The organism is Pseudomonadota bacterium (assembly GCA_039033415.1).
GTDB lineage: Bacteria > Pseudomonadota > Gammaproteobacteria > Xanthomonadales > SZUA-38 > JANQOZ01.
On the sequence record JBCCCR010000002.1, the window covers coordinates 26,125 to 41,938 of the forward strand.

Genomic DNA, 15,814 nt, shown 5'->3' on the forward strand with positions numbered 1-15,814 from the left:
CTGACCCTTAGTTGGAAGTGACCTCAAAGCCATCGTTAAAGAGCAGCAGCAGCAGTCGCTGCCCCCAGAGCTCAAACTTGTTGTCGATACCGCCGTTGACGTTGTCATCCCCCCACCAGGTGACCAGCACACCGGCCGTGGAAGCCGCCACCGTCGGGAGCAACCCAATAAAGTTGATGTTGTCGCCGCCCATATTGCTGATCTGCGCCTGATCAGCACCGGGCGCCGGGTCAGCACCCGCTCGGAGCACTCGAAGGTAGACCTCGCGGTCCGGATCGTTTTGTACTCGCAGATTTCCGCTCCACGTTACAAAGTAGGCACCTTCACCGCTCGAATAAATCAAACCCGGCCGTCCCGCCTCGAGACATTGGCCACCTGGCTGGCAGTCGACGTTGACTCCGGATCTTGTGAAGCTGTCGACAAACGCCGAGAAGCTAATCCGAAACTTGCCCGCTCCAAGCGCATTGCCTGCTGCGTCGACCCGACGCCCGAACATCTCATACGACTCTTGAACGACGCCCTCAGCAGGGTCACTGTGGGCGAACACAATCAGGTATTCACTGAGGTCGGGATTGAAAGCAATCTCCGATCGCGCGGTGAAAAACCCCGGCGTTGCGTAGGCACGCTCAGGCGTTAGCTGGGGCGTGCCGTCGGACGAGAGGATCTGATACCGAGGGCTCTCGGTATTGTTCGCCCAAATGACGAGATACTCATTGTCCACATCGTTGTACGCGACAGTCGAGTTGAGCTTGAATCCATCGATACTGTCCACCCGAAAGGCATCCCCGATCGGGGCTCCGTCGGTAGCGTTGAACCGCCGAGCCTCGGTCGTTCGGTTGAAGACACCGTCTGTAATGCGCGTCCAAACCACAAGGAACTCGCCGTCCTGTGAGTTGAAGGCGATATCAGGGCGGACATCATTGGTGACGTTATCGTCAACCACAAAAACCGGACCGACAGGCTGCCCATCTGCGCCGATAAGGCGTCCGTAGATATCCACGCTGGCAGCGCTAAACTCCGAGTCTTGCGCGTTGTAAACCACAATATAACCGTTGCGAATCGGGTCATAGGCGAGTCGACGCTCCTGCGGCGACCCTCCAGCGGAACCGGTGCCGTCCACGCTGGTGAGTAGCACCGGATCGCCGATCGGCGACCCGAGCCGATCCAGCCGCAGCCCGTACATTTCGATTTCGTCTGAAGCGACCGGGGCCTCAGGTCGGCGCCCCAGAAAGACCACATAGAACTCATCGTTCTGCGGGTTGTAAACCATGGTCTGACGGGCGGCGAAGGCGAACGTGTCGTCAGCCGGGCCAAAGTTGGTGATTCGAAAGTCATCCGCTCCCGTTTCTCGGAGCTGTGCTGCGGCGGAAAAGCTGGTCAGTAGTGCAGCGAAAAGCAGAGCCGTGGTTCTTACGCTCATGATGGTTCCTTTGAAGGGCTTCAAAGGTCATAAGCGCAAAAGGCCGGTGAACGGGATCACCGCCCGCCGGGAAAAGGCCGAATCGGCGCTCGTTAGCCGAAATTGATCACCACTTTGCCGACGTGCTGGGCGCTGGCGAGGTACTCAAGCGCGGCGGGCGCCTCATCGAAGGAAAAGCGACGGTCAATGTGCGGACGAACGCCGTTTAGGCTGCACGCCCGCAGCAGGTCCGCGAAGTTCTTGCGGCTGCCCGCCGTGATCCCCTGGACCACAACGTTCTTAATGAGCATGGCGGTGAGCTTGGGACCCTCCGCCGGCATGCCGCCCAGGGCGCCCAGAAAGCCAAGCCGCGCGTTGGGCGCGCAGGCGGCCAGCGACTGATCCAAGGTGCTGAGCCCCACGGTTTCGACCACGATGTCAGCACCGCCGGTTTCCTCGAGGACCGCATTTTCCCAGTCGGATCGTTCGCGGTAGTTGATGGTGGTATCGGCGCCCAGCGAACGCGCCAGCTCAAGCTTTTCATTGCTCGAAGAGGTAATGACCACCTTAGCGCCATTCATCTTGGCAATTTGCAGCGACATGATGGACACACCGCCGGTGCCGAGCGTCAGGACCACATCACCCGCTTTCACCTTGCCCAGAACCTCCACCACGCGCCAGGCCGTAATGCCGGCGGCGCCCAAGGCGGCCGCGGACTCGAAACTGAGGTTGTCGGGGAGCTTCACACAGGCGCTCGCGGGAAGCCGAACCACTTCGGCCAGCCAGCCATCGGCCGAGTTACCCATGTCTGCAGCAAAGATACTTGGGTTGTACTCACCGTCGAGCCAGAGATTGAAGTGAGGCGCTGAGACACGGTCTCCGACCGAGATCCCGGCAACGTTTGCGCCTACGGCCACCACCTCGCCAGCGCCATCACCCACCGGAATCCGATCTTCCGGCTTTTTGGCGCCGTAGCGGCCTTCAAGCACCATAATGTCCCGGTAGTTCAGCGAAGCAGCCTGAGTCTTGACCAGCACCTCGCCGGGTCCCGGTTCACCGACCTCTCGACTCACGCGGCTCAATGAATCCAGGCCGGCCTGCTCGCCAACCTCAAAGGCACTTACGTTCTGGAAGACCGAATCGGCCATGGAACTACCCCAACGATTTAAATGATTGTCGAGTATAGGGGCAGCGCTGGCGAGGTGTATACCGTATTCCGCCTCCCGGCAGACCGTGACGCTAAATCAGTCCTCGAACCCATCGCTGAAGAGGATGGTCACCGGCTCGTCTGCGCCGACGAGCGTCTGCGCGGACCGCCGGATTCCATCGAAATCGAAGGGCGCCGAAGCTGAGCGCGGGACAAGCTGGGCGCTCATCGCACCGGCTGGAGAAACATGCAGATCGCCGCTTGGCGGATCGGAAAACCAGCCGGCCTCAGCGTTGGTTTGGTTGTCAGCGATGCTGGCCGACGCGCCGTTTCGCAGCGCGATGTTCGCGTCGAGCAGATTATGCTGCACCTCAACATTGGTGGTGTCTGCAAAACGCACCTCTATCGCGTTTTCGTACCGACCGCTGGTGAGCACCGTGTTGTGCAAGACGCTGGCGTTCGGGGATGCAGCGTAGATGCCCACGTCGACAGCGTAAGGCGCCGCCGGATCCCAGCGGATAAAGTTATTGCGAACGTTTCCGCCCAGGTGATCGACACCGCCGATCAAGCCCAACGAGACTCCGCGGGAGGAGTCGATGATGGTGTTTCCCTCGACCACCGTGTTGCTCGAGCCCTGCCACATCAGAATCGCCGGGCCGGCCACCGCCTGGTTCTGGCATTTGATCCCTCGAATCAGGTTGTCTCGGATCACCCACCCGTCGACGCCGATCGCATCGATGCCGTTGGTGTAGCACGAGTTCGGTGGACTGCCCTCCGGATGCACTAGCGCGCCGACGTTGTAGAAAATCTCGGAGTACTCGATGACGACATCGTCAGCGTTGCCTCCCGAGGCTTTGATGATCTGCTGGCCGGCGTCGAAAAATCGGCTGTGATACAGGCGTACGCCCGCAGCACCCTGATCACCTTGAATCGCCACGGCATGGTAATAGACGTTGCCGACACTGAGGTCGGCGATAGTGACATTCGTTGCGGTAAAAATCTGAATACCGAAAGGCACGCGGGTGTCCAGCATGCCGGCGCCGAGCAGCGTGACGTCCTCCGGATTGCCGGTGCTCCCACGCAGCTGGATGTTGCTGATGGGGCTCGCACCGAAACGACCCACGGTCAGCCGACCGTCGACGCCATTGGGGAAATTCACCGAGGCCAGATCGTAAACGCCGGGCGAAATGACAATCGCCTGGTTGCTGCCGAGGTTCCAGCAGGCGTCGGCTAACTGCTGAGCCGTTGAGACGTTGATCACCGTAAACGATGTGTCGAGCGGCGGGAGCGGCGGTGCCTGATCGGGCGTTCGGGCACTGCTGATGCTCCACATCAGCCAGGCACCCATGATGAGTAGGCGTTGCATGGCCCTGAGCTTAGCGGTCCACCAGAACCGGTTCAGTGAGCTAAGCCTTACTTTCAGACAAGCGGACCTGGCCAGCGTCTACCTGGCCCGTCTTCCCAGACAAGCAGGCGCTGAGGGCTCTAGATCAGCGGGATTTCGGGTTCCTGAAAAGCCACCCAGATCACCTGATCCTTTCGCGTCAGCGGGGCTTCATCGTCGACAAGCGGGTGGGATTTGACTGAGCTCGTTTTCATGGGCGCAACTACTGGAGTCCCAACTGATAGCAAGAAAAAAATATTGGCGTAACGGTCGTCATCGTAGGTTAACGTTGCGTGAAGTGCGCGGCTGGCGAGCTTCGCTGGGCGATGTTTTCCTCGCCTGCAGCCGAGAGGCCTAAAGTCCCGAGACTTTAGGCCGATCTTTGCGTTTGTCGGAGACTCTAAGACAGCAGGGACAAAACCATGAAGGTGGCGGGAAACAGCTTTCAGCTGGGGCAGCTCGGCATCCAGCGAGGCTTGCGGCAACTGAGGGAAGCGGCGTCAACCATCGCTCGCAACGACAGCGGAGCTATCGAGACCAATAACGCATTGATTTCGCTGATCGAAAGCCGACAGCAGGTCGAAGCGTCAGTTCGTGTGATGGAGCGAACCAATCGCGCACTCGACTTACTCATCAACCTAACCAGCTGAGCGAACGACCGGAATGGCGTCCTTTAGAAGAGCTTGTTGACCGCCTCCATCAGCGCCGTGATCGTATAGGGCTTTTTGATGATGGGCTCCTTAAGCGTGTTTTGCACGTCCTCCGGAATGAAACCGGAAACCAGCAAAATAGCAACGTCCTCCGAAAGCTCCCGGATCGCCAGCGCAACCTCCTGACCACCGAGTTCGGGCATCACCAGATCAAGCACCACGAGCTGAATATCGCTCTGGTGACTCTTGTAAATGTCCAGCGCCTCCCTGCCGTTGGCTGCCGTCAGCGTGCGATAGCCCGCCTTTTCCAACACCATCCGGGTCAGATTAACGATCTCGGCATTATCGTCGGCGATCAGCGCTACTTTCCCGTCGTTTGGCATCTTTTCTCTAGGCGGGTTGTCGTCGGTCTTCGGTTCCATGGGTGGGGTTTCGGCCAGCGGGAGAAAAACTGTAAAACAGGCGCCTTTGCCCGGCGGCGCTTCGACGTTGATCAGGCCCTTATGCTGCTCAACAATACTGTAGCAGTTCGACAAGCCGAGACCCGAACCCGTTTTGGTGCCTTTGGTCGTAAAAAACGGATCGAAGATTCGCGGCAGGACATCCGGTTCAATGCCGGTACCGTTATCCTTGATAGAGACCGACACATAATCGCCGGGTAGCAAATTGGGTCGCCCCTCAAGCGCTCGGCGATCGAGCGTCGTACGACATGTGGTGATCGATACACGGCCCGCACCCTGGATGGCATCGCGGGCGTTGAAACACAAATTCAGCAGTGCCTGCTCGAGCTGCGATTTATCAATGCAGATGGGTAGCGGCTCGTTGGCCAACTCGATCGTCAGCTCAACCGACGCCGGGAGCGTACGAATCAGGAGCTCGTTCAGTTCAACCACGTATTCATTGATGTCGAACACTTCGGGACGCGACGCATCTTGACGGCTGAGGGTAGCCAGCTTGTCCGTCAAACCAACGGCGCGTTTCGCCACGTTGCGAATCTGTTCGAGCAATTCGCGATGTTGCGCATCGCCACCATCGTCGAGCAGCGCGAAGTCGATATTGCCGAGGATGACCTGCAGCAAATTGTTGAAGTCGTGGGTAATGCCTCCGGCCAGTTCGCCCATGGCACGCATCTTCTGCGAGTGAGAAATGCTCTGTTCGAGCTGTTTGATGTCGGTGACGTCTCTCCCGACGGCCGTAATGGCCTGCAGGTTACCCACGTCGTCAAAGATGCCTCGATTCGACCAGGCAACCCAGCGCCAGCCCGCTTTGGTCATCGCTCGCTGCTCGTGGTATGAGGTATGAGGTGGGTCGGCTAAGCTTGCGAGCGACCGGCGGGTGAGCTCACGATCGTCTTCGTGCACCAGCGGCATAAAGCTCGAACCCAGCAGTTCATCCTCGGACTTACCAAAGACCTCGCAGTAGCTCGGGCTGATGTACTGAAACTCACCTTTCGGATTGACCTTGACGACCATGTCGGTCTGGTTTTCGACCAGCAGTCGATACTTGTCCTCGTTCTCCTCGATCTTGGCTTGCTTCAGCAGCGCACTGCGCATGACCAAAGCCAGCATCATGCTGAAAACAACACCTATCATGGCCCAGATTTCGTCGAACATGCTGTGCCTGGTGTCGAGGTAAGACTGAAGCGGTGCCAGCTGAAACTGCCACGGCCGACCAACAACCTCTACCGCCAGGCTCTGGCTGAATGGACTCGGCGCCTTGGCCTCTTCGTCGCGCTGCTCATAGAACACCGTCCCGGCATCCGTGAAGCTGAACCGAAAGTTCTCCCGCAAACGCCCCTCGGGCAGACAGGAACTCATCAACGATTCGACGCGAAAAACACCGTCAACAAATCCTAGCTGTTGGTTGTCGACGCTCAGAATCTGCTGATAGAGCACAAATCCGAGCCCAGACTGCAGCAGCTCAATCATGTCGGTTCGCGTCATCTGGCCGGAAGCTGCGGCAGCCGTGATCGCTTGGACAACAGAACGGTTGGCGTTTTTTGAGAGGTCGGCGTTGAGCGCCGGTCGATTGCTTTCAACTGGATGAATCACGCGGATGATGCCGGCCGTATCCACATAATTGAGCGCCTGAATGCCGGAGTAGAGCGGCATCAGCGAACTCGCGCGCGTTTCCCACATTTCTCGAACCACGTCGGCCGACTGCCAGGGATAGCTAGCTAGCGTCCGAACCAGGCCGGCACGGGCATCAAAGCACGCCTCCAGCCGGATCTTTAGCTGTTCCGCCGTGATGCGCGTCTCCAGTGCAATCCGTTCCCGATCGCTGGCACGGCTGGCTAGGATAAGCCATGCCATCAGCGCCAGACTGGCAACCAGAAACAAGGACGGTAACCAGTTGTAACGCTGCTTCCAGACCAGTGCAGCCACTACTCCCCCTGGGCTCTCGCGTCTCTGATTCATTGTAACGCGAAGCAACTCGAAGAAGATGACGTCACTGCAAGAGGTGACGGAAATTGCTATATTGGATCGTGAGTTGGCAAGAGAAGCCGCTCTTGCCGCTTGTTTCGAGACTTGTTCTCGAGGAGGGCATTATGAGTTATCGCCTTACCGCCGTGCTTCTGGCTACGGCACTTTCTTTCCCCGCACTGGCTGACTTCGACGCCGGGCTAACGGCCTACCGTGTCAAAGATTTTGACACCGCCTATCAGGCATTCCACCAGGCTGCTATCCAAGGTGATGAAACCGCTCAGTTCAACATCGGGGTGATGTACTTTCGCGGTCATGGAGTCACCAAGGACCTCGTCAAGGCTTACAGCTGGATCGAACTGTCTATCCAGCGGGGCAACCTTGACAACATTCGGGCCCTGAGCGCATTGACCGTCAAACTCACTCCCGACCAGATCCAGGCTGCGCACGAACTCAGCGCAGAGCTGGCCGCGGAGCACGGGCTGCGTTATACGCCGCCCGGCTTGAGCGAGGAAGAGATCGCTATCGCCAATCGCTAGCGCGCCTCGGCGCCAGCGTTGGCTGATGTTTCGCTGGCAGCAGTGCTGGCAGGGACCTTCTGTGTCATTGTCAGGGATCTTTGCGACCAGTCCGCCAACGGCATAAGCCCACTACAGGCTAGTTGGGCGCGGGCTGCGCCTCGGCACCAAAAATCTGCTTCATCAGCGGCGTCATTCGACGGGGGCCCATCATGGCGGTGGTTGTCATCAGCCCCGACATCATGGCGCCGGTAACGCCACACGTGAGAATATCCTGGCCCGTGAGCCACAGGCCTTTGATGGGGGTTTGCGGCCGGAGCCAGTCTTGCTTGAGTCGTTCGCTGCTGTGCGCAAGCCCATAGAGCTCCCCCTTCTGATAGCCAGCGAACCAGTTGGTGGATAGCGGCGTGGAGACCTCGTAGTAGTCCACCTTGCCCTTGAGGTGCGGGAGCTTGTCATACAGGTGAGCCATCAGCCGTTCCCCCAGCGCGGCCTTGAAGGTCTCGTAGTCCTCACCGCGCTTGCCCCAGGTCTTTTCCTCCCACTGAGCGAACCACTCATAAGGCGCCGGCGCGACAATCTCGATGGTCGACGTACCGGGATGGCGGCTCGCATAGTCCGGGTCTTTCGCTGACGGAAACGAGATATAGACCACCGGAAACTCAGCTTCGCGGTCGGCCACAAAACGCTCGACATCCGCATCGTAGTCGTTGCTCGGATAGATCCAGAAATTGGTTTTGGGGAGCTTGAGCTCCTCCGCACTTCCCTTAAGCCCGATATAAACCCCCAGATGGGCGAAACTCGGGGAAACGCTGTCAAGTTTCCGGTCATAGCCCATCCCTGCCGCAACGTCCGGGTTGAGCAAATGAGCAAACGTATTGAGAACGCCGGCTGAGGAGATCACGGTGGAACACTCGATCACATGGCCATCGGCCATGCGCACACCGGAGACGTGCTGCCCCGACACCACAATCTCATCGACCCTCGCATAGGTAAATACCTCGCCGCCGCCCGCCTGAATACGCGGAATGACGGACTCGGCAATCCGCCACGAGCCGCCGACCGGATAAAACCCGCCATACAGGTAGTGGCGCGCGATCATTGCGTGCACCATAAACGCCGACTGTTTTGGCGGCAGACCCATGTCCCCCCACTGGCCGCACAGAGTGGCGATCAGATCGGGGTTCTCCGTGAGCTCCGACAACACCTCGTAGGTATTGCGAAACATCACCGACGGAGTTTTCCATTTCAGCAAAGGTGAAGCCAGGGTCTTTTGCCAGGGCGCCAGCATCCGCCCCATGGTGAAAGCCGACAGGCCGCTTCCAACCTGACGCAGGAGCGCCAGGTAGCGATCGATGGCGTCGACCTCCTCAGGAAACTGTTCGATGAGATTATCGCGAAAGGCCTCCCGTCCCGCCTTGGCGCAGAACACCTTATCGCCGACAAAAAATCGATCGTATTCTTCATCCATCGGCGCCCACTGGAGGGTTCCGCTGCTGAGAAAATCAAACATCTTCCGGGTACGGGTCGGTGCGCCGACGTCACCGATATAGTGAACGCCGACGTCCCATTCGTAACCGTTGCGCTCGTAAGAATGTGTATAGCCGCCAGCGGTGTAGTGCTGTTCGAGCACGCAAACTCGCTGACCCAGCTCGCTCAACAGGGCGGCGACAGTTAGCCCGCCCATGCCGGACCCGATAACCACAGCGTCATAGCGATCAGCAAGGCGGGTTGGACGGTAACGGCGGCCGATTCGTAGGGTTGAGGGTTTCATCTTTTCGGAGGGTCCAAGCGGTATCACGGGTTTAACGGGTTGGTCCAGTCTGCCTGATCTGGTCCATCGGTGACCAGTGCTTACGGCCCGGGCGCCCTGCCCTCAAAGCCCGTTGATGGGCAGCTTCAGCATCAGATTCCCGCCGACGTCGGTCGGGATCTCGCCGGCCCGCATGTTCACCTGCAGCGAGGGAATAATCAGTCGAGGCACGTTGAGCTTCGCATCGCGCTCAGTCCTCAAATGAATAAACGCTTCGCGCGTCCTGCCGCCACCGACGTGGATATTTCGCGCCTTCTGTTCGGCCACCGTCGTTTCCCAGCTGACCTCTCGTCCGTTTGGGCCGTAGTCATGGCAGATAAACAGCCGCATCTCATCGGGGAGCGCCAGCACCTTTTGGATGCTGTCGTAGAGCTCGCCGGCATCGCCGCCCGGAAAGTCCGCTCGCGCTGAGCCGCTGTCGGGCATGAACAGCGTGTCGCCGACAAATGCGGCGTTACCGATAACGTGCACCATACAGGCGGGCGTATGGCCTGGCGTCGCCATGGCGAGACCCTGGAGGCTGCCGACTTGATAGGTATCGCCATCGCTGAACAATGCGTCGAACTGCGAGCCGTCTCGCCTGAAATCATTTCCTTCATGGAAGACTTCGCCAAAGGTATGCTGAATTTCAATGATCTTTCCACTGATCCCAATTTTCCCGCCCAGCCTGGTCTTCAGGTAGGGAGCAGCGCTGAGATGATCGGCGTGGACATGGGTCTCGATAATCCAGTCCAGTTCCAGCCCCTGCCGCTCAATATCGCGGATAAGAGCATCGGCATGATCGAAGCTTAGGCGTCCCGATTCAAAGTCAAAGTCCGCGACGCTGTCGATGATCGCGCACCGCTTTGTGGCAGGGTCCGTAATCAGGTAGGTGACGGTATGGGTAGCTTCATCAAAAATGCCCGTGACCTGCGGACGGCACTTCGTGTCAACGGGGTAATTGATCTGAAGGTTCCTTTGGCTTGCGGGTCGGCCAGAAAAGGCGCCAGCAGAAGGCAGGAGCCTCGGACGATCGAGGTAAGCGGAGGCCGAAAGACGGCGGGGCTGGCACCCCGCCGACTCGGGCAAAACAAGCGGGTTAGCCTTCCAGTCTGGCTGCGATGGTCTGTCGGGACTTGCCTAGCGATGCGGCAAGCTCTTCAGTCAGGAGATCAAACGCCGTCCGCTGGGCGTTGCGATCCGCGGCGCGGAGCTTTTCACCCTTGGCGTCCAACATGGACAGACTCTTATAGACGTCGGCAAGCTTAAAAGGATCACAGCTTTCCAACGCTTTTTCATTTTTGCGGGCGCGCGATTTCCACTGTTTGTCGACGCGCGGCTTGCCCTTGGATAGATGCGTCAGCACCTTGCGGGCTTCGGATTCGGAAATCATGGGTCTGGAGTGCTGCTCAAGCTCGTCGCGCCGGACAATCATGGTGAGTTGGTCGCGTTTGAAGAAGACCCTAACGAAGTTTTTGGCAGTTTGACCCCAGATTTTTGCTCGTTTCAGCGACTGCAGCCGGCCGACGCCGTGCTGCTTGTGAATGATGATCTCGTTTTGTTCAGAAATAGCTGCGCTCCCGGTCGGATTTATTAGGGAACTCAATAGCTTACACGATTTCGACACAATTGTAAAAAGCCTGAGAACAGCCGTGGAAAAACGGTCGATAAAACCGGTGCTTATCGCCTACAGCTAGCCCTAATTCCAGCATTTGGACCAAGGGCGCTGACGTCAAAGGAACTTCGAGGCAATACATGGGCGGAAAAAGTGCCGCGGCAGCAAACCACCGCTATGTTATCGTCCGCCCAATCGTGTCGTTCGCAGCGCCAAAAGCTCACCTTTCCCGCCTGGCCAGGCTGGCGTTTGTCGGACTAGTCGTGACATCCTGCGCAGCACAAAATCCCGCCGAAGTGGTGTCCGATCGGTCCGACGTGAACCCAACGAGCGGCTGGAGCATCACGTACAGCGAGCCTCGAGCCCCCTGCGCTAAGCGTAATCGGACCCGCAACGCCTACTTCGGCGACCTGCATATTCATACGGCATTCTCCTACGACGCCCGGCCGATCGGCACCGAAACCACACCCGATGACGCCTATCGTTTTGCCAGGGGAGAACCGATTCCGATTCCGCCCTACGACGATCAAGGCAACCCGGCAGGATTCCAGCGGCTGAGGGTGCCGCTGGACTTTGCGGCGGTCACGGATCATTCGGAGTTCTTTGGCGATATGAAGCTGTGTTTCGACGAGGAAAGCCCCGTCTACGACCAGCCGGTCTGCCACCTGTTTCGCGTGGGAGAAGCGACGGGCATGCGCCCTTTCGCGCGCATCGTCAATATGCCTGAACCGAGCCGCATGGTTGAGATCTGCGGGGAAGACGGCAAAGGCTGCAACGCCGCCGGCAGGGAGCTATGGCGCCAAACCGTAGAGATGGCTGACGCCGCCTACGACCGAACGTCGGCCTGTACCTTCACCAGTTTTGTCGCCTATGAATACACCGGCACACCCAGCGCGAACAATCTTCATCGCAACGTGATTTTCCGCAACAGCCAGGTCCCTGCGCAGCCGATCTCCTATATCGAAGCGCCTTCGGATCAAGGGCTTTGGCAGCAGCTCAACCAACGTTGCCTCAAGGAAATCGACGCCTGTGACGTGCTCGCGATCCCGCACAATTCGAACCTCAGCGCCGGCGCCATGTTTCCGTCGTACGTCGGCAACTTCGAATCGGTGGAGACAGCGCGGGACAAAGCTCGCCTGCGCAACGCCATGGAACCGGTGATGGAAGTGTTCCAGCACAAGGGCAACTCGGAATGCTTCAACGGGTTGCCCGATATTCTCGGTGCGCCGGACGAGCTTTGCGAGATGGAGCAGGTGCTGAAACTCGGGCGGGAAAATCCGACGGGCCGCGTTGCGCCGATCGTCGATTTCTGCGAGGACCAGGAAATCGGTCAGCGCGGCTTTATGCGGGTCGGCTGCATCTCAAAGAACGACTTTTACCGCAGCGTTTTGCTGACCGGTATGCAGGATAAAGCGGTAATCGGCATCAACACCTACAAGCTCGGCGTGATCGCGTCGACCGACACACACATGTCGCTGTCCGGCGATACCGCTGAAGCCAGCTGGTCAGGGCATCTGGCCCCGGAGGTAGAGCTGACCGACCGACTGACCCAGGTCGATTTTTTTGTGCGCAGCCTCGACGCCAATCCCGGCGGGCTGGCGGGAGTCTGGGCGGTCGAAAACTCCCGGGACGCCATCTTCGACGCCCTGCGCCGGCGTGAGGTGTTCGGCACCACCGGCAGCCGAATCAGACCCCGGCTGTTTGGCGGCTGGGAGTTTGACGCGGACAGCTGCGAGCTCGCTGACCGGGCGGCACGTGGATACAGGTATGGCGTGCCGATGGGCAGCGACCTGCCGCCGGGACCCAAAGGGTCAGCACCGAGGCTGCTCGTCTATGGCTTTCACGACCCGAACAGCGCACTCCTGCAAAAACTGCAGGTGATCAAAGGCTGGGTAGACGGCGAGCAGCGTTCTCGCTACGCGGTCATCGACGTAGTCGGCCCGCCCACCCACTCAGGGCCCAGCGGAGAGATTGACCTTGAAACAGGCGAATGGCGCGGCCCGGGATCAGAGAGCCTGTGTACGGTTTTTGTTGACCCCAACTTCGATCCGGCGCTTCCGGCCTACTATTACCTGCGAGCGGTTGAGGTGCCTACGCTGCGCTGGAGCTGGCGGGCGTGTGTCGCGCTCCCCGAGAGCCAGCGCCCAGACGAATGCCGTAACGCTGCGCCGAAGACCATTCAGGAGATGGCCTGGACGTCGCCGATCTGGTACCTGCCGCCGCCTGAGCAGTGATGGGGAGCGCGGGTCCACCGAATCACCTGGCCTGCCTGACCACCGGCAAGCTGGTCCAAGTGGCCAATGTACCGGCCCACCCCGCTGCCGGTGCTGATCATCCAGCGAACATCATCCCGATTGCCGAAGCGCAGCTTGCGCGGCACGCCAGTGCTGTACGTGAACTCGGAATCGTCGAGACCTAAACAGCGTCCTCAAAGTTGAATCCGCGTTAGCGGAGCTGCTCTCATCGCGTTTGTCCGCTAGAAGTCGGCAAAGACCTTAGGAGTCTACGTACACCCGGTAAATAAACGACCCGGAAAGGTTCTGCGGGGATCTGGCACCCTGCTCCTACCACTCCGGTGATCGCACGAAGCCACCGTTGCGGCAAACTGCGGTGCTGGAAAGGGTCTACGACCAAAGTCGAGCATTCAGCGGGTGGCGCTTTTGCTAGATTGCGGTCCTGGGGTTCTAAATCACTATACGGAGGGGTCCTGATGGAGGAATCGCAAAGAAAAGCCTACTGGCAGGCCAACATCAGGCTGGTGCTCGTGCTGCTAGCCGTCTGGTTTGTCGTTTCCTATGGGTTCGGGATCCTGTTCAAGGAAGCCCTGGACGCCATCGATCTATTTGGTTTCAAGCTCGGCTTCTGGTGGGCCCAGCAGGGCTCCATCTACGTGTTTCTGCTGCTCATCGCCGTGTACGCCTGGCAGATGAACCGGCTGGATCGCCAGTTCGACGTACACGAGGACTAAGCCCATGACTCTGCAAACCATGACTTACATCGCCGTTGGCTTAAGCTTCGCGCTGTACATCGGTATTGCCATCTGGTCCCGCGCCGGCTCGACGCGAGACTTCTACGTCGCCGGCAAAGGCGTCCACCCGGTCGCCAACGGGATGGCCACCGCCGCCGACTGGATGTCTGCCGCGTCGTTCATCTCGATGGCAGGCCTGATTGCATTCCTCGGCTACGGCGGCTCGGTGTACCTGATGGGCTGGACCGGCGGTTACGTGCTGCTCGCGCTGCTCCTTGCGCCCTACCTGCGAAAGTTCGGCAAGTTCACGGTGCCGGAGTTCATCGGGGAGCGCTACTACTCCAAGGCCGCGACCATCGTCGCGGTGATCTGCCTGATCTTCATCTCCTTTACCTATGTCGCCGGCCAGATGCGCGGCGTTGGCATTGTGTTCTCACGGTTCCTGGAGGTAGATCTGGTCGACGGGCTGCTGATCGGTATGGGCATCGTGTTCTTCTACGCCGTGCTGGGCGGGATGAAAGGCATCACCTATACCCAGGTAGCCCAGTATTGCGTGCTGATTTTTGCCTATACCGTGCCGGCGGTGTTTATTTCGCTTCAGATGACCGGCAACCCGATTCCCCAGCTGGCCTTCGGCAGCGAGCTGACCGGTGAAGGTGTCGCCCTGCTGGTGAAGCTGGACCAGGTCGTGCAGGAGCTGGGCTTCAATGCCTACACGCTGGGAAATAAATCGACCATCGATATCTTTGCCATCACGCTGGCTCTGATGGTGGGTACCGCCGGCCTGCCTCACGTGATCGTCCGCTTCTTTACCGTGCCCAAGGTGCGGGACGCGCGGCGTTCGGCATTTTGGGCGCTGGGCTTCATCGCCCTCCTGTACACCGTCGCACCGGCCGTCGGATCCATGGCCCGGCTCAACCTGATCGATACGGTGCAGCCCGGCGCCATCGGCGCCCCGGAAGCCAACCTGATTTACGAGGAGCGTCCGCAGTGGTTCAAGACCTGGGAAAAAACCGGCCTGCTGTCTTTTGAAGACAAGAACGGCGACGGTCGCATCCAGTACTACAACGACGCCAACCCCGAGTTCACCGCCACGGCGGAAAGCTACGGCTGGCAGGGCAACGAACTAAACGTTGACCGAGACATTATGGTGCTGGCCAATCCGGAGATTGCCAACCTGCCGAACTGGGTGATTGCGCTGGTGGCCGCTGGCGGCATTGCCGCCGCGCTGTCCACGGCAGCAGGTCTGCTGCTGGTCATCTCCGCCAGCGTCTCACACGACCTGTGCAAGGGCATGATTGCGCCCAACCTGAGCGATCGGTCAGAGCTGATGATCGGGCGAATCGCTGCCGGCGTTGCCGTCTGCATCGCAGGCTACCTAGGCGCCAATCCACCAGGCTTTGTGAGTCAGGTGGTCGCCTTTGCCTTCGGGCTCGCGGCGGCCTCCCTGTTCCCGGTGATTCTGATGGGCATCTTCAGCAAGCGAATCAATCGGGAGGGCGCGATTGCCGGTATGGTCACGGGCCTCGTGTTTACCGCGGGCTACATCATCTACTTCAAGGGTGTGTTCATGGATCCGATCGGCATCAACACCGCAGAGCACTGGCTGTTCGGAATCTCTCCCGAAGGCATTGGTGCGGTTGGCATGGCGCTCAACTTTATCGTGGCCACGGTGGTCAGTCGCATTACCTCAGCGCCGCCAGAAGCCGTGCAGGCCCTGGTGGAAGACATTCGCGTGCCTCGCGGGGCCGGCGTCGCCACGGCTCACTCGCGCTGCGGGTCTGCCACAGACCATGAAGCCAACCCACGCGCCCGCCTGCAGGTTGATCCCGCAGGCGGGCGCCGCCTTTAGGACGCGGCTGTCGCCCGGCGCGCGGCCCTGTGGCACAGTCTTTAGGGTTGCTACCGACAGGATCAT

Annotated in this window: 13 protein-coding genes; 6 read left to right on the plus strand and 7 right to left on the minus strand. The window is 59.3% G+C overall.

The window, feature by feature from the left end; genetic code table 11:
• Positions 1–7 precede the first annotated feature (7 nt).
• From AAF358_01825 to AAF358_01835, 3 genes are all read right to left on the minus strand, one after another.
• Positions 8–1,420: a hypothetical protein gene (locus AAF358_01825; protein ID MEM7704258.1), complete on the minus strand. Its 1,413-nt coding sequence runs from the start codon at positions 1,418–1,420 to the stop codon at positions 8–10.
• A 92-nt stretch (positions 1,421–1,512) separates the two neighbouring features.
• The gene (locus tag AAF358_01830) at positions 1,513–2,547 is read right to left on the minus strand and encodes an NAD(P)-dependent alcohol dehydrogenase (protein ID MEM7704259.1); all 1,035 of its coding nucleotides are present in this window, start codon (positions 2,545–2,547) and stop codon (positions 1,513–1,515) included.
• Between the two features lie 96 nt (positions 2,548–2,643).
• Positions 2,644–3,912 (minus strand): right-handed parallel beta-helix repeat-containing protein, encoded by a 1,269-nt coding sequence (locus tag AAF358_01835; protein MEM7704260.1) that lies wholly within the window; start codon positions 3,910–3,912, stop codon positions 2,644–2,646.
• 440 nt (positions 3,913–4,352) lie between these two features.
• Here AAF358_01835 and AAF358_01840 point away from each other — a divergent pair, with 440 nt between their 5' ends.
• Positions 4,353–4,580, plus strand: a complete 228-nt coding sequence (locus AAF358_01840; GenBank protein ID MEM7704261.1) for a hypothetical protein — start codon at positions 4,353–4,355, stop codon at positions 4,578–4,580.
• 23 nt (positions 4,581–4,603) lie between these two features.
• Here the strand turns inward: AAF358_01840 and AAF358_01845 are convergent, their stop codons facing one another.
• Positions 4,604–6,964: an ATP-binding protein gene (locus tag AAF358_01845; GenBank protein ID MEM7704262.1), complete on the minus strand. Its 2,361-nt coding sequence runs from the start codon at positions 6,962–6,964 to the stop codon at positions 4,604–4,606.
• 164 nt (positions 6,965–7,128) lie between these two features.
• Between AAF358_01845 and AAF358_01850 the strand changes: the two genes are divergently transcribed.
• Positions 7,129–7,542, plus strand: coding sequence for a hypothetical protein (locus AAF358_01850; protein ID MEM7704263.1), 414 nt, complete (start codon positions 7,129–7,131; stop codon positions 7,540–7,542).
• 118 nt (positions 7,543–7,660) lie between these two features.
• On the opposite strand, the gene AAF358_01855 is transcribed toward AAF358_01850, so the two are convergent.
• The 3 genes from AAF358_01855 to AAF358_01865 all read right to left on the minus strand — a co-directional run bounded on the left by AAF358_01855 (position 7,661) and on the right by AAF358_01865 (position 10,919).
• Positions 7,661–9,295: an NAD(P)/FAD-dependent oxidoreductase gene (locus AAF358_01855; protein MEM7704264.1), complete on the minus strand. Its 1,635-nt coding sequence runs from the start codon at positions 9,293–9,295 to the stop codon at positions 7,661–7,663.
• Positions 9,296–9,397: 102 nt separating this feature from the next.
• Positions 9,398–10,279 (minus strand): MBL fold metallo-hydrolase, encoded by an 882-nt coding sequence (locus tag AAF358_01860; GenBank protein ID MEM7704265.1) that lies wholly within the window; start codon positions 10,277–10,279, stop codon positions 9,398–9,400.
• Positions 10,280–10,412: 133 nt separating this feature from the next.
• Positions 10,413–10,919 carry a hypothetical protein gene (locus AAF358_01865; GenBank protein MEM7704266.1) on the minus strand — a complete coding sequence of 169 codons (507 nt, stop codon included), beginning with the start codon at positions 10,917–10,919 and terminating at the stop codon, positions 10,413–10,415.
• A gap of 149 nt (positions 10,920–11,068) precedes the next feature.
• Here AAF358_01865 and AAF358_01870 point away from each other — a divergent pair, with 149 nt between their 5' ends.
• From AAF358_01870 to AAF358_01885, 4 genes are all read left to right on the plus strand, one after another.
• On the plus strand, positions 11,069–13,162 hold the full coding sequence (locus AAF358_01870) for a DUF3604 domain-containing protein (GenBank protein MEM7704267.1): 2,094 nt from the start codon (positions 11,069–11,071) through the stop codon (positions 13,160–13,162).
• The gene (locus AAF358_01875) at positions 13,162–13,347 is read left to right on the plus strand and encodes a hypothetical protein (GenBank protein ID MEM7704268.1); all 186 of its coding nucleotides are present in this window, start codon (positions 13,162–13,164) and stop codon (positions 13,345–13,347) included. The genes AAF358_01870 and AAF358_01875 overlap by 1 nt, the downstream gene beginning before the upstream one ends.
• A 291-nt stretch (positions 13,348–13,638) precedes the next feature.
• Entirely contained in the window at positions 13,639–13,896 is a 258-nt protein-coding gene (locus AAF358_01880) for a DUF4212 domain-containing protein (protein MEM7704269.1), read from the plus strand.
• A gap of 4 nt (positions 13,897–13,900) precedes the next feature.
• Entirely contained in the window at positions 13,901–15,748 is a 1,848-nt protein-coding gene (locus AAF358_01885; protein ID MEM7704270.1) for a sodium:solute symporter family protein, read from the plus strand.
• Positions 15,749–15,814: the final 66 nt, after the last annotated feature.

Excerpts from the sequence above, each read along its gene's own strand:
- AAF358_01830 (MEM7704259.1), bottom strand. The coding sequence starts at position 2,547 with ATGGCCGATTCGGTCTTCCAGAACGTAAGTGCCTTTGAGGTTGGCGAG.
- AAF358_01825 (MEM7704258.1), bottom strand. The coding sequence starts at position 1,420 with ATGAGCGTAAGAACCACGGCTCTGCTTTTCGCTGCACTACTGACCAGC.
- AAF358_01870 (MEM7704267.1), top strand. The coding sequence starts at position 11,069 with ATGGGCGGAAAAAGTGCCGCGGCAGCAAACCACCGCTATGTTATCGTC.
- AAF358_01835 (MEM7704260.1), bottom strand. The coding sequence starts at position 3,912 with ATGCAACGCCTACTCATCATGGGTGCCTGGCTGATGTGGAGCATCAGC.
- AAF358_01850 (MEM7704263.1), top strand. The coding sequence starts at position 7,129 with ATGAGTTATCGCCTTACCGCCGTGCTTCTGGCTACGGCACTTTCTTTC.
- AAF358_01855 (MEM7704264.1), bottom strand. The coding sequence starts at position 9,295 with ATGAAACCCTCAACCCTACGAATCGGCCGCCGTTACCGTCCAACCCGC.
- AAF358_01885 (MEM7704270.1), top strand. The coding sequence starts at position 13,901 with ATGACTCTGCAAACCATGACTTACATCGCCGTTGGCTTAAGCTTCGCG.
- AAF358_01875 (MEM7704268.1), top strand. The coding sequence starts at position 13,162 with ATGGGGAGCGCGGGTCCACCGAATCACCTGGCCTGCCTGACCACCGGC.
- AAF358_01880 (MEM7704269.1), top strand. The coding sequence starts at position 13,639 with ATGGAGGAATCGCAAAGAAAAGCCTACTGGCAGGCCAACATCAGGCTG.
- AAF358_01840 (MEM7704261.1), top strand. The coding sequence starts at position 4,353 with ATGAAGGTGGCGGGAAACAGCTTTCAGCTGGGGCAGCTCGGCATCCAG.